Source organism: Stenotrophomonas maltophilia, from assembly GCF_004920835.1.
GTDB classification, from domain to species: Bacteria; Pseudomonadota; Gammaproteobacteria; order Xanthomonadales; family Xanthomonadaceae; genus Stenotrophomonas; species Stenotrophomonas maltophilia_AQ.
In genome coordinates this window covers 35,662-56,393 of record NZ_QFHO01000025.1, presented here as the reverse complement: position 1 = coordinate 56,393, position 20,732 = coordinate 35,662, and the positions used below count along the sequence as shown (strand labels likewise).

19 protein-coding genes are annotated in these 20,732 nt (G+C 66.8%); 14 read left to right on the top strand and 5 right to left on the bottom strand.

Annotation, left to right across the window (positions count from 1 at the left end):
• Positions 1-94: 94 nt before the first annotated feature.
• The 5 genes from lldP (at position 95) to DI041_RS16200 (ending at position 6,435) form a co-directional block, all read left to right on the top strand.
• Positions 95-1,753, top strand: coding sequence for an L-lactate permease (gene lldP, locus DI041_RS16220; RefSeq protein WP_046986518.1), 1,659 nt, complete (start codon positions 95-97; stop codon positions 1,751-1,753).
• Between the two features lie 53 nt (positions 1,754-1,806).
• The gene (gene lldR / locus DI041_RS16215) at positions 1,807-2,571 is read left to right on the top strand and encodes a transcriptional regulator LldR (protein WP_136638109.1); all 765 of its coding nucleotides are present in this window, start codon (positions 1,807-1,809) and stop codon (positions 2,569-2,571) included.
• Between the two features lie 4 nt (positions 2,572-2,575).
• Positions 2,576-3,715 (top strand): FMN-dependent L-lactate dehydrogenase LldD, encoded by a 1,140-nt coding sequence (gene lldD / locus DI041_RS16210; protein ID WP_010485059.1) that lies wholly within the window; start codon positions 2,576-2,578, stop codon positions 3,713-3,715.
• Positions 3,712-5,418: a D-lactate dehydrogenase gene (gene dld, locus DI041_RS16205; RefSeq protein WP_136638108.1), complete on the top strand. Its 1,707-nt coding sequence runs from the start codon at positions 3,712-3,714 to the stop codon at positions 5,416-5,418. The genes lldD and dld overlap by 4 nt, the downstream gene beginning before the upstream one ends.
• A 132-nt stretch (positions 5,419-5,550) precedes the next feature.
• Entirely contained in the window at positions 5,551-6,435 is an 885-nt protein-coding gene (locus DI041_RS16200; RefSeq protein ID WP_136638107.1) for a hypothetical protein, read from the top strand.
• A gap of 106 nt (positions 6,436-6,541) precedes the next feature.
• Here the strand turns inward: DI041_RS16200 and DI041_RS16195 are convergent, their stop codons facing one another.
• Complete coding sequence (locus tag DI041_RS16195; protein ID WP_046986524.1) at positions 6,542-6,838, bottom strand: hypothetical protein; 297 nt, start codon at positions 6,836-6,838, stop codon at positions 6,542-6,544.
• Positions 6,839-7,009: 171 nt separating this feature from the next.
• Here DI041_RS16195 and DI041_RS16190 point away from each other — a divergent pair, with 171 nt between their 5' ends.
• Positions 7,010-7,669, top strand: a complete 660-nt coding sequence (locus tag DI041_RS16190; protein ID WP_136638106.1) for a decarboxylase — start codon at positions 7,010-7,012, stop codon at positions 7,667-7,669.
• Between the two features lie 68 nt (positions 7,670-7,737).
• Complete coding sequence (locus tag DI041_RS16185) at positions 7,738-8,517, top strand: CDP-diacylglycerol diphosphatase (protein WP_046986526.1); 780 nt, start codon at positions 7,738-7,740, stop codon at positions 8,515-8,517.
• Here DI041_RS16185 and DI041_RS16180 read toward each other — a convergent pair.
• Positions 8,514-9,113 (bottom strand): GNAT family N-acetyltransferase, encoded by a 600-nt coding sequence (locus DI041_RS16180; RefSeq protein ID WP_136638105.1) that lies wholly within the window; start codon positions 9,111-9,113, stop codon positions 8,514-8,516. The genes DI041_RS16185 and DI041_RS16180 overlap by 4 nt on opposite strands.
• 219 nt (positions 9,114-9,332) lie before the next feature.
• On the opposite strand from DI041_RS16180, the gene DI041_RS16175 reads away from it, so the two are divergent.
• Both DI041_RS16175 and DI041_RS16170 read left to right on the top strand, forming a co-directional pair.
• Complete coding sequence (locus DI041_RS16175; protein ID WP_136638104.1) at positions 9,333-12,059, top strand: TonB-dependent receptor plug domain-containing protein; 2,727 nt, start codon at positions 9,333-9,335, stop codon at positions 12,057-12,059.
• Between the two features lie 110 nt (positions 12,060-12,169).
• Entirely contained in the window at positions 12,170-12,796 is a 627-nt protein-coding gene (locus DI041_RS16170) for a hypothetical protein (RefSeq protein ID WP_136638103.1), read from the top strand.
• A gap of 28 nt (positions 12,797-12,824) precedes the next feature.
• Here the strand turns inward: DI041_RS16170 and DI041_RS16165 are convergent, their stop codons facing one another.
• Positions 12,825-13,466, bottom strand: coding sequence for a hypothetical protein (locus tag DI041_RS16165; protein WP_136638102.1), 642 nt, complete (start codon positions 13,464-13,466; stop codon positions 12,825-12,827).
• Between the two features lie 183 nt (positions 13,467-13,649).
• On the opposite strand from DI041_RS16165, the gene DI041_RS16160 reads away from it, so the two are divergent.
• Positions 13,650-14,810, top strand: coding sequence for an amidohydrolase family protein (locus tag DI041_RS16160; protein WP_136638101.1), 1,161 nt, complete (start codon positions 13,650-13,652; stop codon positions 14,808-14,810).
• A gap of 49 nt (positions 14,811-14,859) precedes the next feature.
• Here DI041_RS16160 and DI041_RS16155 read toward each other — a convergent pair whose 3' ends face one another.
• Together DI041_RS16155 and DI041_RS16150 are read right to left on the bottom strand one after the other, a co-directional pair.
• Positions 14,860-15,297, bottom strand: a complete 438-nt coding sequence (locus DI041_RS16155; protein WP_136638100.1) for a DUF3806 domain-containing protein — start codon at positions 15,295-15,297, stop codon at positions 14,860-14,862.
• 166 nt (positions 15,298-15,463) lie between these two features.
• Positions 15,464-16,345, bottom strand: coding sequence for a LysR substrate-binding domain-containing protein (locus tag DI041_RS16150; RefSeq protein ID WP_136638099.1), 882 nt, complete (start codon positions 16,343-16,345; stop codon positions 15,464-15,466).
• Between the two features lie 121 nt (positions 16,346-16,466).
• On the opposite strand from DI041_RS16150, the gene DI041_RS16145 reads away from it, so the two are divergent.
• From DI041_RS16145 to DI041_RS16130, 4 genes are all read left to right on the top strand, one after another.
• Complete coding sequence (locus DI041_RS16145) at positions 16,467-17,165, top strand: ankyrin repeat domain-containing protein (protein WP_136638098.1); 699 nt, start codon at positions 16,467-16,469, stop codon at positions 17,163-17,165.
• Between the two features lie 52 nt (positions 17,166-17,217).
• Positions 17,218-18,675, top strand: coding sequence for an amidohydrolase family protein (locus DI041_RS16140; RefSeq protein ID WP_136638097.1), 1,458 nt, complete (start codon positions 17,218-17,220; stop codon positions 18,673-18,675).
• A 166-nt stretch (positions 18,676-18,841) separates the two neighbouring features.
• The gene (locus DI041_RS16135; RefSeq protein WP_248298414.1) at positions 18,842-19,894 is read left to right on the top strand and encodes a sensor histidine kinase; all 1,053 of its coding nucleotides are present in this window, start codon (positions 18,842-18,844) and stop codon (positions 19,892-19,894) included.
• Entirely contained in the window at positions 19,891-20,613 is a 723-nt protein-coding gene (locus DI041_RS16130) for a LytR/AlgR family response regulator transcription factor (protein ID WP_136638095.1), read from the top strand. Before DI041_RS16135 ends, DI041_RS16130 begins: the two co-directional genes overlap by 4 nt.
• Positions 20,614-20,732 lie beyond the last annotated feature (119 nt).

The following is a 20,732-nucleotide window of genomic DNA, read 5'->3' as shown; positions in this document are numbered from 1 at the left end:
TCGCTGATATGACTTATTGGTACGACCAATAAGTATCGGCCACGGCGACCCACCGCCTGCGGTGGAGCACATCCCGCCCCAGTCGAGAGCCTTCATGCAGCCCTGGCAACACCTGTACGACCCCGCCGGCAACCTGTGGTTGTCCAGCCTGATCGCGCTGCTGCCGATCGCGTTCTTCTTCATCGCCCTGGCGGTGCTGCGCATGAAGGGCTGGCTCGCCGGCACGATTACCGTGGCCATCGCGCTGGGTGTGGCCCTGCTGTTCTATCGCATGCCGGTGGCGCAGGCGCTGGGCGCGGCCGGCTTCGGCTTCGTCTACGGCCTGTGGCCGATCGCCTGGATCATCATCGGCGCGGTGTTCCTGTACAAGGTTTCGGTCAAGACCGGCCAGTTCGACATCATCCGTGCCTCGATCCTGTCGGTCACCGAGGACCAGCGATTGCAGATGCTGATGGTCGGCTTTGCCTTCGGCGCCTTCCTGGAAGGTGCAGCCGGGTTTGGTGCGCCGGTGGCAATCACCGCCGCGCTGCTGGTCGGGCTGGGCTTCAAGCCGCTGTATGCGGCCGGCCTGTGCCTGATCGTCAACACCGCGCCAGTGGCGTTCGGCGCAATGGGCATCCCGATCATCGTGGCAGGGCAGGTGACCGGCCTGGATGCCTTCGAGATCGGCCAGATGGCCGGCCGCCAGCTGCCGTTCCTGACTGTCATCGTGCTGTTCTGGATCATGGCGATCATGGACGGCTGGCGCGGCATCAAGGAAACCTGGCCGGCGGTGCTGGTGGCCGGCGGTTCGTTCGCCATCGCCCAGTACCTGACCTCCAACTTCATCGGCCCGGAGCTGCCGGACATCACCGCCTCGCTGGCGTCGCTGGTCTGCCTGACCCTGTTCCTGCGCCGCTGGAAGCCGGTACGGATCTTCCGCTTCGATACCGAAACCAGCGCTGAGGCGGCCGCACAGGCAATGGAGGCGCCGCGGCACAGCGTCGGCCAGATCGCCAAGGCATGGTCGCCGTTCCTGATCCTCACCGCGATGGTCACGCTGTGGAGCATCAAACCGTTCAAGTCGCTGTTCGCGGCGGGCGGCCCGCTGGAAAGCTGGGTGCTGAAGATCCCGGTGCCGGGCCTGGACCAGATGGTGCAGAAGATGCCGCCGATCGTGGATGCACCGCTCAGCTACGAGGCGGTGTACAAGTTTGATTGGTTCTCGGCCACCGGTACCTCGATCATCCTGGCCGCGGTGATCGCGATCATCGCGCTGCGCATGCCAGCCCGTTCGGCGCTGCAGACCTTCGGCGAAACCGTGCGTGAGCTGCGCATGCCGATCTACTCGATCGGCATGGTGCTGGCCTTTGCCTTCATCGCCAACTATTCGGGCCTGTCGGCAACGCTGGCGCTGGCATTGGCGCACACCGGCGACGCATTCCCGTTCTTCTCGCCGTTCCTGGGTTGGCTGGGCGTGTTCCTGACCGGTTCGGATACCTCGTCCAATGCGCTGTTCTCTGCACTGCAGGCCACCACCGCGCAGCAGATCGGCGTATCCGACGTGCTGCTGGTGGCCGCCAATACCACCGGCGGTGTCACCGGCAAGATGATCTCGCCGCAGTCGATCGCCATTGCCTGCGCGGCGGTCGGCCTGGCCGGCAAGGAATCGGACTTGTTCCGTTTCACGGTCAAGCACAGCCTGATCTTCACTACGATGGTTGGCCTGATCACCCTGGCCCAGGCCTACTGGCTGACCTGGATGATTCCCTGAGCCATGCCGCGTGGTCTGACCCTCTGTTACGCGCTTCGGGCCACAATGGCGCCATGAGCACGCAACGTATTTCGGACAAGGTGGCCGCGCAGCTGCGCGGCCTGGTGCAGGAACAACGGCTGCAACCGGGTGACCGGCTTCCGGCCGAGCGTACCCTGGCGGTGCAGCTGGGGGTCTCGCGCACGGCGTTGCGCGAGGCCATCGCGCAGCTGGCCAGCCAGGGCCTGCTGACCGCACGGGTTGGTGGCGGCACCTACGTGGCCGAACCCGCGGCACGCGCACGGCAGGCGCTGGATGAACCGCTGGCGCCCTATCTGCCGCTGTTCCAGGGCGACCCGGAATACCGTTTCGACGTGCTGGAGATCCGCCACGCGCTGGAAGGTGCCACCGCCTGGCATGCAGCGCTGCGTGCCACCGACGAGGACCGCACGCGTATCGCGCAGGCCTTCCAGACCATGATGGACGCGCACGGCAAGGACGACCCCACCGGTGAAGCGGAGGCTGACGCGGCCTTCCACCTGTCCATCGCTGAGGCCTCGCACAACCTGGTGCTGCTGCAGGTGATGCGCGGCCTGTTCGAGCTGCTGCAGACCAACATCTCGCAGAGCCGCGAAAAGCTCTACACCTCGGCGAGGACCTTCTCGCCGCTGTCCGACCAGCACCGCGAGATGATGGATGCGGTGCTGGCAGGTGATCCCGAACGCGCGCGCGCCGCGGCGCATGCCCACCTCGAGTTCGTGCACACCACGCTGCGCGCCCTCGATGACAACGAAGCCCGGCGTGCGCGGGCCTCGCGTCTACCTTCCCCACACGGTTGACCCCATGATCATCTCCGCCTCCACCGATTACCGTGCCGCAGCGCAACGCCGGCTGCCGCCGTTCCTGTTCCACTACATCGATGGCGGCGCGTATGCCGAGCACACGCTGAAGCGCAATGTTTCCGACCTGTCCGACATCGCGCTGCGCCAGCGCATCCTGCGCAACATGTCCGACCTGAGCCTGGAAACCGAGTTGTTCGGCGAAAAGCTGGCGATGCCGGTGGCGCTGGCGCCTGTCGGCCTGACCGGCATGTATGCCCGACGCGGTGAAGTACAGGCGGCGCGCGCGGCCGACAGCCGCGGCATCCCGTTCACCCTGTCCACCGTGTCGGTGTGCCCGATCGAGGAAGTGGCACCGGCGATCCAGCGACCGATGTGGTTCCAGCTGTATGTGCTGCGCGACCGTGGCTTCATGCGTAACGCGCTGGAGCGCGCGCAGGCCGCCGGCGTGACTACCCTGGTGTTCACTGTGGACATGCCGGTGCCGGGCGCGCGCTATCGTGACGCGCACTCGGGCATGAGCGGCCCGAACGCCTCGCTGCGCCGTATCGGCCAGGCCATCACCCACCCGCACTGGGCGTGGGACGTGGGCCTGTTCGGCCGCCCGCACGACCTGGGAAACATCTCCACCTACCGTGGCAACCCGACCGGGCTGGAGGACTATATCGGCTGGCTGGGCAGCAACTTCGATCCCTCGATTTCGTGGAAGGACCTGGAGTGGATCCGCGAGTTCTGGAAGGGCCCGATGGTGATCAAGGGCATCCTTGACCCGGATGACGCGCGTGATGCGGTCAAGTTCGGGGCCGATGGCATCGTGGTTTCCAACCACGGTGGCCGCCAGCTCGATGGCGTGCTGTCCACCGCACGCGCACTGCCGGCCATCGCCGATGCGGTGCAGGGCGACCTGAAGATCCTCGCCGATTCCGGCATCCGTACCGGCTTGGACGTGGTGCGCATGCTGGCGCTCGGTGCCGACACCGTGCTGCTGGGCCGTGCCTTCGTCTACGCTCTTGCCGCGCAGGGCGAGGCCGGCGTGGCCAACCTGCTGGACCTGATCGCCAAGGAAATGCGCGTGGCGATGACCCTGACGGGCGCGCGCCGCATCGCCGATATCGGCCGCGATTCGCTGGTCAGCCTGCCATGAGTGGTCACGATGCCATGCTGGCGCAGTTGCGCGACGCAGTCGGCAGCGGCCACGTACTGACCGGCGACAAGGCCACGCGCCGTTTCCGCCGTGGCTATCGTTTCGGTGATGGCCCGGTGCTGGCGGTGGTGCGCCCGGGCACGCTGCTGGAACTGTGGCGTGTGCTGCAGGCGGCGGTGCAGGGCGGAGCGGCGATCATCCTGCAGGCAGCCAACACCGGCCTGACGGGTGGCTCAACCCCGGATGGCAACGACTACGGGCGGCCGATCGTGCTGGTCAGCACGCTGCGCCTGACCGGCATCCAGCTGTTGAACGAAGGCCGGCAGGTGCTGTGCCTGCCCGGCGCCACGCTGGACCGGCTGGAGCAGACGCTGGCGCCACTGGGCCGCGAACCGCATTCGGTGATCGGTTCGTCCTGCATCGGCGCCTCGGTGCTGGGCGGCATCTGCAACAACTCCGGTGGCGCGCTGGTGCGCCGTGGCCCGGCCTACACCGAGCTGGCGCTGTATGCGCAGGTCGATGCGCAGGGCCAGTTGCAGCTGGTCAATCATCTGGGTATCGCGCTGGGTGATACACCCGAGCAGATCCTGCAGCGCCTGCAGGCCGGCGACTATGCTGCTGCCGACGTGGGTGACGGCGACGGCCGCGCCGCCTCCGATCCACGCTACGCCGACGAAGTGCGGCGGGTCGATGCCGATACCCCGGCGCGCTTCAACGCCGATCCCAGCCGCCACTTCGAAGCTGCCGGTTCGGCCGGCAAGCTTGCGGTGTTCGCGGTGCGCCTGGATACCTTCGAGAAGGAGTCCGCCGAGGTCTTCTATATCGGAAGTAACCGCACCGACAGCCTCACCGCGATCCGGCGCCAGCTGCTGACCGGGTTCGAACGCCTGCCGATTGCCGGCGAATACATCCACCGCGATGCCTATGACATCGGCGAGCGCTACGGCAAGGACAGTTTCCTGCTGATCGACAAGCTCGGTACCGCGCGCGTTCCGGCCGCATTCGCACTGAAGAGCCGGGTTGATGGCTGGTTCGAACGGCTGGGCCTGCGCGGTATCACCGACCGCATGATGCAATTGCTGACCGGTCTGTTGCCCTCGCACCTGCCCAAGCGCATGGGCGAGTTCCGCCAGCGTTACGAGCATCATCTGTTGCTGAAGGTTTCCGCGCAGGACGCAGCGGAAACCGAGGCCTGGCTGCGCGGCTTCTTCGCCGACCATGAGGGCGGTTACTTCCACTGCACGGCCGAAGAGGGACGCAAGGCGTTCCTGCATCGCTTCGCCGTGGCCGGTGCCGCGGTGCGCTACCGCGAAGTGCATCGCGATCAGGTGCAGGACATCGTGGCGCTGGATATTGCCCTGCGCCGGGATGATGCCGACTGGTTCGAGCAGTTGCCGGCCGATATAGACGGCCGCCTGCTGCACAAGCTGTATTACGGGCACTTCCTGTGCCACGTGTTCCACCAGGACTACATCGCGCGCAAGGGTGAAGATCCGATGGCCATCGAGCATGCGATGTGGGCGCTGCTGGACCAGCGCGGTGCGGAGTACCCGGCCGAGCACAACGTCGGCCACCTGTACCCGGCCAAGCCGGCGCTGGCGGGGTTCTACAAGCAGCTGGACCCGAGCAACACCTTCAATCCCGGCATCGGACAGACCTCGAAAGCGAAGGGCTGGGGTGGCTGCGACTGTAGTGGGCATTGACGGATACAACGTGGCTTTACTGTAGAGCCGAGCCTATGCTCGGCTGCTCTTCCCGACAGACAGCAGTCGAGCAAGCTCGACTCTACCGGAGCAGCGGTTACCATCTGGATTCCACGAGCAGGAATATCCTCCATGCCCACCATCGTTGCCCGCGCGACCCTGTGCGCCACACTGCTGGCTACTCCCGCGCTGGCGTTGGCGCAGGGCTCGATCCTGCCGCATCAGCGCGATGCCGTCGGCAATGTGATGGAGCCGCTGGGGCAGGTGCTGATCGCCAATGAGAAGGGACCGGCGGGGCTCTATGACTGCACGCGGGACGGCAGCTGGTGCGTGCGTGTGCAGCCGGTTGCCGAGGATGGTGATCGGCCGGCTGCGCTGGAAGTGCTTGAGAAGGTGCCGGGCCAGGGCACGCCGCACACCTACCACGTCAGCATCGACGTGCCGCAGGAAAGTGATCTGAAGCTGTGGCCTTGGATCGTGCGACTGGCTCCGGGTGTTGGCAGCGACGCGTCGGTGACCGATCCGCAGCAGCGCGACCGCCAGAACGTGCTGGTGGGCGGCATCGTCTCGTTCAGCAGCATGTATTCCGGCGGTGGTGCCGATGCATCTACGTTGCAGTTGGCACGCGTGCGCCACCTGCAGGACGACATCCAGGTGGACGACGACGTGCTGACCGTGCCATGGCTGGGCAACGCGATGATCCGCGCCTGTTTCAGCGAGCAGGACATCAAGCAGCGCGCAGGTGCCTGCCACGACGAATACGGCTTCTCGGCGAAGCTGGCGCTGGACACGGCTGCCGAGGGCATGCCGGTGCTGCGCTACCAGACCGTGGCGACACGGTTTCCTGCCGGTGTCTCACGCTTCGAGGATTCGCTGGCGAAGGGGCCGCTGAAGAAGAAGGATCTGCGCACCGAGCAGGATCCGGCGTGCAGCTACACGCGGCTGTTCCGCTTCGCGGAGGGGATGTTCCATCCTGACCAGGCGCTGCCGGACTGTGCCGGCTATACCGAACCCTGAACCCTGGACCCTGTAGAACCCAGCCTACGCTCGGCTGGCTTTCCGTGCGGCCTGACCGGAGAGCAGCCGAGCGTGGGCTCGGCTCTACAGAAACCTGCTGAGGCGCTTACTCGCAGCGCGTGGACGTGATGATGTTGTCCTTGTCCACGAACACGCGCAGGCGGTCCGGACGGATGTCCTTGGTGGTGATGGTGCTGGGGCCGATCGGGTTGACCAGACCGGCACCGCTCTCGCTGGACAGGCGGCGGATGTTGGGCTCATTGGCCGGTTGGCCGATCGCCCAGCCGAGCTGGCTGGCGTCGCAGCGGCCGCTGCCCTTGACTTCCGGGCCAGGCGTGCTGACACAGGCCGACAGCAGCAGGGCGGAGGCCGGCAGCAACAGGGACAGACGGAATGCAGACATGCGAGCGCTCCTGCGCAGGGGATGATGGCGGGAACGATAGCACCCGGCGTGCGAAAGACGTCAGCGTCCCGGTCATTGCCGGCACAGCGCGGCCATTGCATAGTGGGAGGGATGGCTGGCAGAACGCCGGCGGGCAGGCCGGGCCGTTCCGGTGCAGGTGCTGGACACGGTATGACGGCAGGCAGTTTCCGCGACAAGGGCAGAACGATGACGGCACTGGCGCTGTCCGTGCTGGGCGCAGCGTTTGCCGCCTCCGCCGCCGAACCGGTGCCAGAGGCGGCGGCCGAAGCACCGATGTTTGGTGCCTGGCGCAATCTGCAGACCGAATCCGGCTACGCGCCGGCCCAGCGCAACCTGGCCTTCGCCATGCTGCCGCAGGCCGCGACCCGCGGCGACCGTTTCGCCATCCTCGACCGCGAAGGCAGGCGCACAGTGTGCTGCCTGCAGGTGGCCAGTCCGTCGCTGGGCGTGGCCGCGCTGCGTGAGCAGTACCACCTGCCGCAGGCCTGGGTGACCGACCTGAGCAATGGTCGCAGCCCTGCACGGCCCTATGTGCCGCACGTCTATGCAATGCAGCGGGTGGACGAACTGGTCGACTACAGCTTTGCCGATGTGCCCGGTGCCTACAGCGACCTGGGCGGATTGTTGACCCCCGAAGGCGCCGCGCTGGAAGCCGATGGCAGCGCCGTGCGCCTGGGTGACAGCCGCTACCCGCTGCAGTTCCAGCGCCAGCCGCACGCCGATGACGATGGCGCGCTGGACCACTACACCCTGCAGGCGGGCGAGGGCGCGGCCCCATTCGTGGTTGAAGTGCCGTTCGGCACCTACTGATTACAGCATTGCACTGGCTAGAATGCAGCGCGGCGCCATCTGCCGCGCCTGTTTCGTGAGCCGTTGCCGTGTCCCTGCGCCCCTTGCTGCTGCCGTTCCTGCTGCTGTTGTCCGCCTGTGCCAGTGCGCCTCCGCCGCCACCGGCCCACTCCGATGCGCTGTGGCGGTTGATCGAGCGTGACTGCCGTGGCACCGAAGGGCCGCGTGGCGACTGCCTGCGGGTGGAAACGGCGGCGGACCGCCGCGATGTGCTGGTCAAGGACGCGCACGGCGACTATCAGTTCCTGCTGATGCCGCTGGACAAGGTCAGCGGTATCGAAAGCCGCAGCCTGTACCAGCGCGGCGCACCCAATTACTTCGGCGCGGCCTGGCTGGCCCGCACCCACACCGAACGGGCGCTGGGCCAACCGCTGCCACGCAACGTTGCCAGCCTGGCACTGAATTCACCGCATGGCCGCTCGCAGCATCAGCTGCATATCCATGTGGACTGCCTGCGTGCCGATGTACTGCAGGCACTGGATGCCCACGCCGGCGCGATGGGCAGCCGGTGGGCACCGCTGCCGGTGCCGCTGCGTGGCCATCAATACCAGGCACGCCTGCTGCCGGGTGCGGAACTGACCGCCAATCCGCTCAATCTGCTGGCCTACGACCTCGCAGGCGTGGACGACGTGGGCCAGTGGAGCCTGGTCGTGGTGGGCCGGGACGCAGTGCAGGGCGGCCCGGGCTTCATCCTGCTGGCCACCCGCGTGGACGCCGGCACCGGCAACGAGGCCAGCGGCGAAGAGTTGCAGGACCATGCCTGCTCGGTGCTGACCGGTGCCGGCAACGCGCTGGAGCGGGTGCGCTAGTCCAGCACCCTGTGCTGGCTCCGCCACATTGGCGCGGTCAGTGCCAGCAGCTGACGGTCCTGCCAGCCTTCCATATCCAGATGATGGTCGCGCAGCAGGCCTTCCTGCTCGAAGCCGAAGGCCCGCAGCGCGGTGGCGAACGGATCACTGCAGTCCGGTGGCAGCATCACGAACAGGCGATGCAGGCCGACGTCCTCGAACAGGAAAGGACACAGCGCCTGCAGTGCCGCGTCGGTATGCGGGTGCCAATGCTGCAGCGACAGCAGCTCGGCGCTGCGCGCGTGTAGTGATTGCAGGCGCACGTGAAGCTGGTCCAGCACGTTGCCGTGGTCGTCATCGAATACCCCCAGCAGCAGCTGGTCGTTGTCCTGTTCCAGGCGTGAGCGATGCATGTGGGCGAGGAAGCGCGCTTCCTCATCGATGACGGACGGATCGCGGCGGCCGCGCCGCCGGCGGTCATCGAACAGGCGCCAGCGTGGCAGATCGGTGCGTTGGAACGGGCGCAGGGTGACCGGGGCCACCTGCAGTTGCAGCAGATGGCGGCGCAGCACCGGGCGCAGCGGGGGGAGGGGGAAGGTCGGGTACGGGGTCATCATCCCAGCAACGATGGCCGTGCCTGCAGCCCTGCACCATTCAAAACATTGCAAAAGTGTGGTGGATGGCACTGCGGGTCTGATTCGGTTCAGGCATAAGGCCATCAGGCCTGGTCATTTCCGTTGAAACCGCCCATTCAGGACACTTTCGTTACGGGATCGTTATGCGTCGTACAGGCCGCTGCCCCCGTACCACCACCCGCCCAACTCCCCAGGAAGCCCATGTCCGCCTCCCACAAGGCGCTGCGCCCGCGTCCGCTGGTGCTCGCACTGTCGTCCCTGATGCTGGTCTCGCTGCCGGCCTTCGCGCAGGAAAGCGCACCCACCACACTGCAGGAAGTGAAGGTCACCGGCTCGCGCATTCCGCGCGCCAGCGTCGAGGGCCCGTCGCCGGTGACGGTGATCAGCCGCGAGCAGATCGATGCGCAGGGCTACCGCAATGCCTTCGATGCGTTGAGCGCGCTGACCGAAAACACCGGTAACGTGCAGGGCGAGGACTTCGGCAATACGTTCACGCCGGCCGCCAACACCATCAACCTGCGCGGGCTGGGTCCGAACCGCACGCTGGTGCTGGTCAACGGCCGCCGCCAGGCCGACTACCCGCTGGCCTACGAAGGGTCGGTGAACGTGGTCAACCTGGCCAACATTCCCAGCGCGCTGATCGAGCGTATCGAGGTGCTGGCCGCTGGCGCATCGGCGGTATACGGCTCCGACGCCATCGCCGGCGTGGTCAACATCATCCTCAAGGACCGCTTCCAGGGCGTGGACGTGAACGTGCGCGCCGGTGGCACCGAGCAGGGCGGTGGCGACAACCAGCGTGCGCAGGTGGTCGGCGGCAGTTCCGGCGAGCGTTGGGATGCGCTGTTCGGCTTCGAGTTCGATGTGCGCAAGGCGATCCACGCGCGCCAGCGCGACTTCATGGATTCGCTGGACGATGATCCGGCTGGCAAGGCACCGCAGGCGACCGCGATCGCCTATCGCCGCAATGCCGCCACCGGCCGCAACATCGACCCCGGCGTCAATGGCTGCGATGGGACGTCGGAGATCTACGGTGGCAGCGTGTTCCGTGCCAACAACCCGAGGCAGGGTTGGTACTGCGGCAGCAACGAGGCCGCCGCCAGCTACTGGACCGTGCAGACCCAGAAGCGCAACCTCAACGGTTATGGCCTGCTGACCTTCCACGTCAACGAGACCACCGATCTGTTTGCCGATCTGGCCGTAGGCAGTGCACGGATCTACAACAACACCCGCGCGCCCACCTGGACCTCGGCGCGTAATTACTTCTACAACCAGTCCACCGGCAACCTGGAGAGCTGGTACCGCCGGTTCGCGCCGGAAGAAATCGGTGGCCTGCCGCGCAACGCGAACCGCTTCCTGGAAAACTCATGGTCGTTCAACGTCGGCGCGCGTGGCCAGATCGGCGACAGTGGCTGGGACTATGAGGCGGTCTACAGCCGCTCGCGTTACGAGAACCGCACCCGCCGCCCGGTACTGCTGGCTGGCATCAACGAGTACCTGCTCGGCCCGAAGCTGGGCGTGCGCAATGGCGTGGAGGTCTATGCGCCGGATCCGGCGCGCCTGTTCCAGCCGTTGACCCCGAACGAATACGAGGGTCTGTCGGGCTACCAGGAAAGCCGCAATGCTGCGTGGCTGCAGACCTTCAGTGCCAGTGTCAACGGGCGCCTGTTCGCGCTGCCCGGTGGCGACGCTGCATTGGCGGCGGTGGTTGAAGCCGGCAGCCAGGGCTACCGCAATCGCCCGGACCCGCGGCTGGGCACCGGTGAATTCTGGAACACCAGCGCCGGCATCGGTGCCGGTGGAGAGCGTGACCGCTATGCGGCCGGCGTGGAACTGCAGCTGCCGTTGCTGCAGTCGCTGACCACCACCCTGGCCGGTCGCTATGACCAGTACCGTGCCGGTGGCGAGCACATCGGCAAGGCCACCTGGAGTTTCGGCGTCGAGTTCCGGCCGATCGAGAGCCTGCTGATCCGTGGTACGGCGGCGACCAGCTTCCGTGCGCCGGACATGAACTACGTGTTCGCCACCGAGACCCGCGGCTACAATCCGGGCATGACCGACTACTGGCGCTGCCGCACGGCGGGCCAGTCGTACGACAATTGCGACTACAACGGCCTGTCGATCGACTACAGCAACCGTGCCAACGCACAGTTGCAGCCGGAGTCTGCGAAGTCGTATGGCTTCGGCGTGGTCTGGTCGCCGCTGGCCGGGCTGGATTTCAGCGCGGACTACTACGACATCCGCATCGACAACGAAGTGACCAGCCTCGATACCAGCCGCATCCTGCGTGATGAGGCCGATTGCCGGCTGGGAAAGACGCTGGGCGGCGAGGCGCGTGATATCGGTTCACCGCTGTGCCAGGACGCGCTGTCGCGTGTGATCCGCAACCCGTCCAACGCCACCGTGCAACCGGACCAGGTGACACGTGTGCTGATCAATCCGATCAACGCGGCCTCTGAATCGGTGCGTGGCCTGGACCTGAAGGGCAACTGGCGCTTCGATGCCGGCCGCTACGGCCGCTTCACCACGCGCCTGGCCTACACCGTGGTGCTGGAGCACACGTACCGGCAGTTCTCCGACGATCCGGAGCGTGACATCCGCAATTCGCTGGATGACTACCAGTGGCGCAGCAAGGCCAACGGCAGCATCACCTGGAACCAGGGTGACTGGACCACCACGCTGTATGGCAACCGCTTCGGTTCGCTGCCGAAGACCGATGGCAGTGGCCGCATCGCGCCGTACATGACCTACAACGCCAGCGTGTTCCGCCAGTTCGGCGAGAACCTGTCGGTGGGCGTGATCGTCAACAACCTGCGTGACAGCCGCCCGCCGGCGGACAAGAACGGAGGCGGCTGGCCGTTCTACCCGGTCGGCAACTACGACCCGTACGGCCGCCAGTACTGGGTGCAGCTGGACTACCGGTTCCGCTGATCCGACGGATGAACGAAAGGCCCGGCACTGCCGGGCTTTTCTTTGTGCAGTGCACCCGTGTTGCCGCTGCGCGCGTGGCATGCTGTGGCGCTACATGGAGGGCGATGCGCATGGATGTCAGGGTGTGGAGCGTGATTGCAGTGGTGGCTATTGCGGGTTGCAGTGGCAGGCAGGCGTCCAGCGTGGAGGAAGCCGCGGAGGTGGCCAATGCCGCGCCTGCGCAGTCTCACGCGCAACCAGCGGAGCATGCTGGGCCATCGCGCGCGGCAACGGCATCGAGTGCCACGACGGCTGCCCCTGGGCTCGCGCAACCGGAGGGGCACTTCCTCGAGGGCGAGCGCATGCTGCTGAGCGAGGGGGCCGTGTCCGTGCAGAAGAGCGAGGCGCTGCTGGGTTCCGACAAGGCTTTCGCGCAGGCGATCAGCCAGTTCGAGCGGGATGCCGCCGGCCACCCGGAAGTGCAGGACCTGACCCGGCTCTACAGGACGGCCGCGACCCGGCTCATCGGCAGCGACGGTTCGCTGGTGTCGTTCGCCTGTGGCTACAGCCTGTGTGTCGGCGAGATCCGAAGCCGTACCGATGAGGATTTCAGTGCCTGGTCCGAGGCGATCGGCATGGACAAGGCGGCCCCGGTCTACAGTCTGACCACGGCGCCGATGACACGGGGCAGGGAGCAGCGTGGTGGGCGCTTCGTGTTCTCGGTGGATCCGGCCGCCAACGGCATCACGGGCCCGTAGCGCCGGCGGATGCCCGGCGCCCGGCGCGTTACGGAAGCGCCTGCTGCAGGTACGACTCGATGACGTAGCTGAAAGGCTGCTGCTGGCGGTCGCGCAGCAGGGCACGCACTTCCAGGATCACGCCGTGATCGCCTTCGCCCCGCGGCGGCCAGAAAGTCTGGTCAGCCAGGGTCTGGCGCTGGAAGCCGAGCGGGCCGACCACGCGACCGAACGGTTCGTCGGTGCTGTCCAGCACCTGGTTCATGGCCGGGCTGAGATGCTCCGGTAGATACCAGTTGTCGGCCTCGGACAGCACGCGGCTGCCGCAGACCAGCTGCACGCGGCGATAGCGCAGGTCGGTACCCGGCTTCACGCCCAGCGCCTGCAGCACGTCTGCGGGGGCAGGCTTGTCCTGGCCGTGCACGCGCGCCGCGCGGACCCGGGCTTGTTCGGCCAGCCCATGTTCGGCGCACCAGTGTTCCAGCGTGGCGGTGGCGCTCTGCCCGGACAGCACGCGCTGGTGCAGGCGCTCGACCAGTGCAGCCGGGGCGATCCGCTGCTGGCCCGGCGGCGAATGCAACGGCGCGGCGGCCGCAGCATCGGTGGCGGACAGGCTGGCGATCGGGGCGGCGGCAAGCAGGGACGCGGCCTGCCAGCGGCGGAGACGATCGTGGCGGTCGGACGGGCCCATGCGGCATCACAGCGGAAACAGGCGCCCATGTTACCCGTTCAGGGGTGTGCACGGCGTGGCTGCGACCCGTTGTCGCAGGGGGAATCATCGTTCTGGTGAATGCGTGCCATCCAGATATTTCGTTGGCCGATGGCTGTGTCGAGGCGCACGATGGCGCCAGTCTTGCCTTTCCGGGAGTTCCCGATGACCCTGCAGTTCATCCACGGCGGCGTCGACCGCAACGGTGCATCGCTGCACTTCCATATCCGTGATGGCCGTATCAGCGGGCTCAATGGCGATGCCAGGCCCGACGATGGGGCGGAATGCGTCGATCTGAAGGGCTTCGCGGTGCTGCCCGGGCTGGTCGACGGCCACATCCACCTGGACAAAAGCTTCGTCGGCGACCGTTGGCACCCGCATCAGCCGGTGAACAGCCTGCGTGAGCGGCTGGCGGTGGAAAAGGCGGCAGTGGCAGGTGCGGCGCCGATGGTCGATCGCGCGGAGGCGCTGATCCGCCAGTGCAGCGGCTTCGGCACAGTGGCGATGCGCTGTCATGTCGATATCGATGGCAGCACCGGCCTGGGCCACCTGGAAGCGGTGCGAGAGGCCGCGCTGCGCTGCGCCGACATCATGTGCATCCAGCTGGTGGCGTTCCCACAGGCGGGCGTGATGTCCTGCGCTGGTACCGCAGCGGTGCTTGAGCAGGCCCTTGCAGCGGGTGTGGACGTGCTGGGCGGCATCGATCCGACCACACTCGATGGCGATGCCGAAGGCCAGCTGGCGCTGCTGTTCGGCCTGGCCGAGCGCTACGGCGTGCAACTGGACATCCATCTGCATGAGCCCGGCGAAACCGGCCTGGCTCAGCTGCTGCGCATCGCTGCGCGGACCCGGGCCGCTGGCCTGCAGGGGCGTGTTGCGGTCAGCCATGCCTATTCGCTGGGTGAAGTGCCGCTGGCGCGCGCGCTGCAGGTGGGCGAAGCATTGGCCACGGCCGGCGTAGCGATCATGAGCAACGCGCCGGGTGATCATCCGTTCCCGCCGCTGCGCGCGCTGCATGACGCCGGCGTGCGCGTGTTCGCCGGCAACGACAACATTCGTGACTGCTGGTGGCCGTATGGCAATGGCGACCTGCTGCAACGCGCGATGCTGCTGGGCTATCGCTCCGGCTTCCATACCGATGCCGACCTGATGCTGGCGCTGGACATGGTCACCAGCCAGGCCGCGCAGGTGATCGGGCTGCCGCAGTACGGTCTTGCGGAAGGGCATCCGGCCACTTTCGTGGCGGTGCGTGCCGACCACGGCCCGGCCGCCGTGGCCGGGGTGCCGGTGGAGCGCCGCGTGGTGGTCGACGGCCGCTGGCTGTAGATCCACGCCGCGCGAACCCTTGTAGCGCCGAGCCATGCTCGGCAGTTTTTCAGACGTAATCGTCGGCGCGGGTGGCGACGAATTCCTCAAGCCACACCAGCAGATGGGCGATGTCGATGATCTCGCCCTGCTCGACGCGCTTGAGCAGCAGCGTGCTGGCGCCGATCTGCAGGCTGCTGTCGGCATAGCGCAGCACCGCGTCGATGCCCCACGCATCGGTGACCTGCATCCAGGCCAGGCCCGGCACGCGCTGTGCCAGGGTGTCACCGAACGCCACGCCCAGCGCTTCCCAGCCATCGCAGTCATCACGGTCGATCAGCTCGGCATCGACCACGCGCTGCAGCGTGGCGGCCGGCAGCGGCCATTGCACCGGCAGGGTGGGAAAGCCGGCGGCCACGCGCGCGGCGATCAGCGAGCGCTGGTGCTGCAGATGCGTCTGCAGTGCAGCGGGCAGGGGATCGAAGCGGGTGGGGATTTCGTCGGACATGGCAGAGCGCCGTGGGGCACGGAAACAGCGGTACTGTAACGGGAGGCCAATTGCCTTTGAGCGCTGGAATTGATCAGATTTCGATGATCAATGCGCGAGATCCACGCCGGACAATGTGGCTGTCGAGGTTGCCGGCCAGCGGCCGGCACTACCTCAGGTGCGGTGATCAATCCGGTTCGCGTTGCACCTGCCGCCACAGTTCGCTGGCCAGCGCGCGCACAGCATCATCTGCGTCGGCACGATGCAGCAGGCCGATCTCGTAATTGTCGATTACCGGCAGCTCGCGTTCGCCATCGATGATGCGGTGATCGCGGGTGACCGCGCGGCGTGGCAGCAGGCTGATGCCGATGCCGTCGGCCACCGCACCCTGGATGCCGCTGAGCGAGGAACTGGTGAAGGCGATGCGCCAGCGCAGGCCCAGCGCCTCCACGGCGTGGATCATCTCGTCGCGGTACAGCCCGCGCGGCGGGAAGGTCACCAGCGGCAGTGGGTCCTGCAGCAGGCAGCTGCTGCGCAGGCTGTCGATCCAGTGCATCGGCTCGCGTCGGCAGTGCACTGCCTGGCGGGTGTTGCGGCGTTGCTTGACCAGCACCAGGTCCAGTTCGCCGTGGTCGAAGCCGTGGGCCAGGTCGCGGCTGAGGCCGCTGCTGATCTCCAGTTTCACCTGTGGGTGGCGGCGGCTGAAGGCGGCCAGCATGCGCGTGGTCTGTGCGTTGACGAAGTCCTCGGGGACACCGATGCGCACCGCGGTTTCCACGGTAGCGCCGGCCAGCGCCTGTGCCATTTCTTCGTTCAGGTCGAGCATGCGCCGCGCGTAGCCAAGCAGGGTGTGACCGGCGCCGGTGGGGTGCACGTCGCGGTGGCCACGTTCGAGCAGGCGATGCCCGGCCAGTTCCTCCAGCCGGCGCACCTTCTGGCTGACCGTGGACTGCGTCGAATGCAGGCGTGTGGCCGCCGTGGTAAAGCTGCCGCAGTCGGCCACCATCACCAGCGCCCGCAGCAGGTCCAGTTCGAACAGCGTTCTATTCGATTTGGCACTGTCTTGCATTTGAACATTTCACTTCTGGATGCACGTGGCGACTTCTACCATGCAGGGGAGGGGGCAGCAAGCACCGCGCCCCGGTTGTACCGGCATCGCCCGCTGGGCTCGCCGCACAGGAGAACCGAAGATGCGAATCCATCGTTGCCATCGCTGGCCTGCTCCGGTGGGTCGCCTGTTGCTGCTGTGCCTGCTGGCGATGGTCATTCCAGCCTGTTCTGCCACCGTGGGCTCGGCCGATGCCCGCCTGCGCGATGCCGCCGCCCGCGGTGATGCCGAGGCAGTGCGTGGGGCGCTGGAAGACGGCGCCGATCTGGAGGCGCGTGATGACCAGGGCCGTACCCCGCTGCTGCTTGCCACGCATGGCAACAATGTAGACGCCGCGCGTGAACTGATCGAAGCCGGCGCCGACGTCAATGCCAAGGACGCCATGCAGGACAGCGCCTACCTGTACGCCGGCGCGCGTGGACTGGATGAGATCCTGGCGATGACCCTGGCGCATGGCGCCGATCTGGGCAGCACCAACCGCTATGGCGGCACCGCACTGATTCCTGCCGCCGAGCGCGGCCACGTGGCAACGGTGCGCACGCTGCTGCGCGCCGGTGTTGCGGTGGATCATGTCAACCGCCTGCACTGGACCGCGCTGCTGGAAGCGATCCTGCTAGGCGACGGTGGCGCGCGCCACGTGCAGATCGTGCAGCTGTTGCTGGATGCCGGCGCCGACCCCGAGCTGGCTGACGGCGACGGTGTGACGCCGCTGGCGCACGCGCGCAAGCGCGGCTACACCGAAATCGAGACCCAGCTGCGCCAGCATGGCGCGGCACGCTGAAGACCGTTCCCTTCCACTCCGCACGCTGCGCGTGCCCACCAGGATGCTGTCCATGTTCCGTTCCCGTCCGTTATCGCTTGCCATCCTCCTTGCGGCAGCACCTCTGTCGGCGTCTGCTGCCGAGCGCGCCGACCTGCTGATCCGCAATGCCACCGTGGTCGATGTCGAGAACGCCAGCACCCTGGCCGGGCAGAGCGTAGTGATCCGTGGCGATGACATCGTCGCAGTCGGCCCGGACGCCACGATGCGCAGCCAGTGGAGCGCGGCCCGCCAGATCGATGCCAAGGGCAAGTACCTTATCCCGGGCCTGTGGGACATGCATGTGCATTTCGGTGGTGGCCCGGCGCTGATCGAAGAGAACAAGGCGCTGCTGCCGCTGTATATCGCGCACGGCATCACCACCGTGCGCGACTGTTCCGGCGATCTGCCCGAGCAGGTGCTGCAGTGGCGCGGCGAGATCGCCAAGGGCACGCTGTTCGGTCCGCGTCTGCTCAGTTCGGGCGCGAAGATTGAAGGCATCAAGCCGGTCTGGAAGGGCACGATCGAAGTGGGCAGCGAGGCCGACGCCGACAAGGCGATCAGCCGCCTGCAGCACGACAAGGTTGATTTCGTGAAGATCACCGACAGCACGCTGAAGCCGGAACTGTTCCTGTACTCGGCCAGTGCTGCGCGCAAGGCCGGCTTCAAGGCCTCGGGCCACATTCCGATGGCGCTGACCGTGGAACAGGCGGTCGATGCCGGCCTCGCCTCGATCGAGCATCTGGACTATGCATTCAAGGCCGGCAGCAAGGACGAGGCGCAGATTGCCGCCGACTTCGGTGCCGGCCGCATCGACCGTGCCGAAGCCAATCGTCGCCTCGATGCGAGCTTCGACCGTGATACCGCGATGCACGCCTACCGCGATTTCGCCAGGCGTGGCGTGTTCGTGACCCCGACCCTCAATGGTGGCCGCATCCTCGATTTCCTTGACCAGGATGACCACGCCAACGATCCGTACCTGGCCTACATCGGCCCGGGCCTGCGTGCGACCTACCAGTGGCGCGTGGACCGCGCGGCGAAGGCCACGCCGGCGCAGATCGAAGCGCGCCACGCGCAGTACCACCAGGTGGCCGCAGTGCTGCCGATGCTGCAGGAGGCCGGCGTGACGATCATCGCCGGCACGGACGCAGGCTTCCTCAATTCGTTCAACTTCCCGGGCATCGCCCTGCACCAGGAGCTGCAGCTGTTCGTGAAGGAAGGCCTGAGTGCTCCGCAGGCGCTGTCTGCCGCGACCCGTTCCGGCCCGGCCTGGTTCGGCCAGATGGACCGCTACGGTGGTGTTGCGCAGGGCAAGGCTGCCGATCTGGTGCTGCTGACCGCCAATCCGCTGCAGGACATTGCGGCGACCGAGAAAATCGACAGCGTGATCCTGCGTGGCACCGTGTATGACCGTGCAGCGTTGGACAGGATGCTGGCCGATACCAAGGCCAAGGTCGCAGCGTGGAATGCCGAGGCCGCAAAGGCGCAATGATCGGCGGGGTCAGAACCCTTCCGACCGGGAAGGGCTCTGACCCCAGCGTCGAACGGAATCCAGGCACGACGCGGATCCATGGCGGCGGACAGCCCCTTGCTTCCGGCACGGGAATGATTCGGTGCGGGGACCTAGCATGGTGTCCGTTTCCCGTTCGAATCCGTGCATGCTTGTTTCGCCTGCCTTGCTGCTGCCAGCCCATGAGGCGCCGCTTCCGCTGCCACCCCCACACTGGGTGATGCTGGCCCTGTGGGGGTTGTTGATCGCCACCGCTGTGCCGGCCGTGCACCTGAGCCAAGAACCGGGTGGTCTGCTGCCGGCAGCGTTGTTCATCCTTGGCGCAGAGCTGCCCTGGATGCTGGCGACGCCATTGTTGTGGGCTGCGTGCCGGCGCTGGCCACTGTCTGGACGCCGGCATCTGGGCGGATGGTTGGCGCTGTGCCTGCTGCTGACTCCGCTGTTGACGGCATTGGGATGGACCCTGGGCCATATGCTGCTGCAGCTCTGGCAGGGGCAACCCTGGCCAGCACTGCCGCAGGTGCTGCGTGCGATTGGTATCACCGCGCTGTTTGCGTTGCCGACCTTCATTGCGGTGGCGGGCGTGGGCCATGGCCTGGCCGGACTGCAGCGGTTGAGGGCGCAGTCGGAGGTGCTGCAGCAGGCTCGTGAAACAGCCCTGCGCCAGCATCTGCAGCACCACTTCCTGTTCAATGCGCTCAACGCCATCGGCGGCTTGGCGCTGCAACGTCCACGTGCAGCGGACGCGGCACTGGCGCAGCTGTCCTCGCTGCTGCGCGATACCCTGCAATGCCCATCGCAGCGCTGCTTTGCCGATGAACTGGGCGCAGCACAGGACTATGTCGCGTTGCAGTCGCTGCTGCACGATCAGGAGGTGCATCTGCATCTGCAGGCCAGCGCGGATGCATTGGCCTGTACGGTCCCTGGCCTGTTGCTGCAGCCGTTGATCGAGAACGCGGTGTTGCACAGTGGCTGGCAGCCGGATGATGGGCCATTGCGGATCGAACTGCGCGCCGGTGTGGAAGACGGCATGCTTGACGTCGTGCTGTTCAACCCCTGCCTGCGTCCACGCACGAGCGATGGCCTCGGCACCGGCCACGCTGCGACTCAGCGGCGGTTGGCGATGAAGGGCGGCAGGTTGCAGGCCGGAAGCGAGGGTGATGGCTATCGTGCGCGGCTGATCCTGCCGGAGGTCGCGTGACGCGTCCTTTGAGCGTGCTGCTGGTGGACGATGTAGCACTGGCACGTGCCCGCCTGCGCCATCTGCTGGCGGACATTCCGCAGGTCAGGGTAGACGCGGAAGCCGCCACTCTCTCGCAGGCGCGCGATCTGATGCGAGGACGCCGTTTCGATCTGTTGCTGCTGGATCTGGTCCTGCCCGACGGCCGCGGTTGGGAGCTTCCCGAGAAGCAGTGGTCGCTGGCCGCGCACACCATCTTCGTGACCGCGCTGCCGCAGCACGCTCTGCGTGCCTTTGAGCTGGGCGTGGCCGACTATCTGCTCAAACCAGTGGCGGCGCCGCGCCTGCTGGAAGCGATCGAGCGCGTGCGCCGCTTGGCAGGCCTGGCACCGCGTACGGAGGACCGTGCGCAGACACTGGCAGTGCCTGGTAGCGGTGGTGTCCAGTATGTACCGCTGGCGGAGATCGACTACATCGACATGGCGGGCCACTACGCCTGCATACATGTGGGACGCCAGCTGCATCTGCTGCGTGAGCCGCTGGGGCTTCTGGCCGAACGGCTGGCAGATGGAGGACTGTTGCGCGTGCACCGTTCGGCGCTGGTCAACCCGCTGCGGGTGCGATCACTGATCGAGCGGCACAACGGCGATGCGCTGCTTGAACTGGCCGACAGCGTGCAGCTGCCAGTCAGCCGCAGCCACAGGCCGGCGCTGGAGGCGGCGCTGGCTGCACGTACCTGACACACAGCTGGTGCCAGTAGCGGCACGGGTGGTGCCATCTTCGCCCAAGCACGCAATCCACGCGTAGCGACCCATGCACCCTACCGCTTTCCAGATCGAGACGGAGCATACGGATGCGT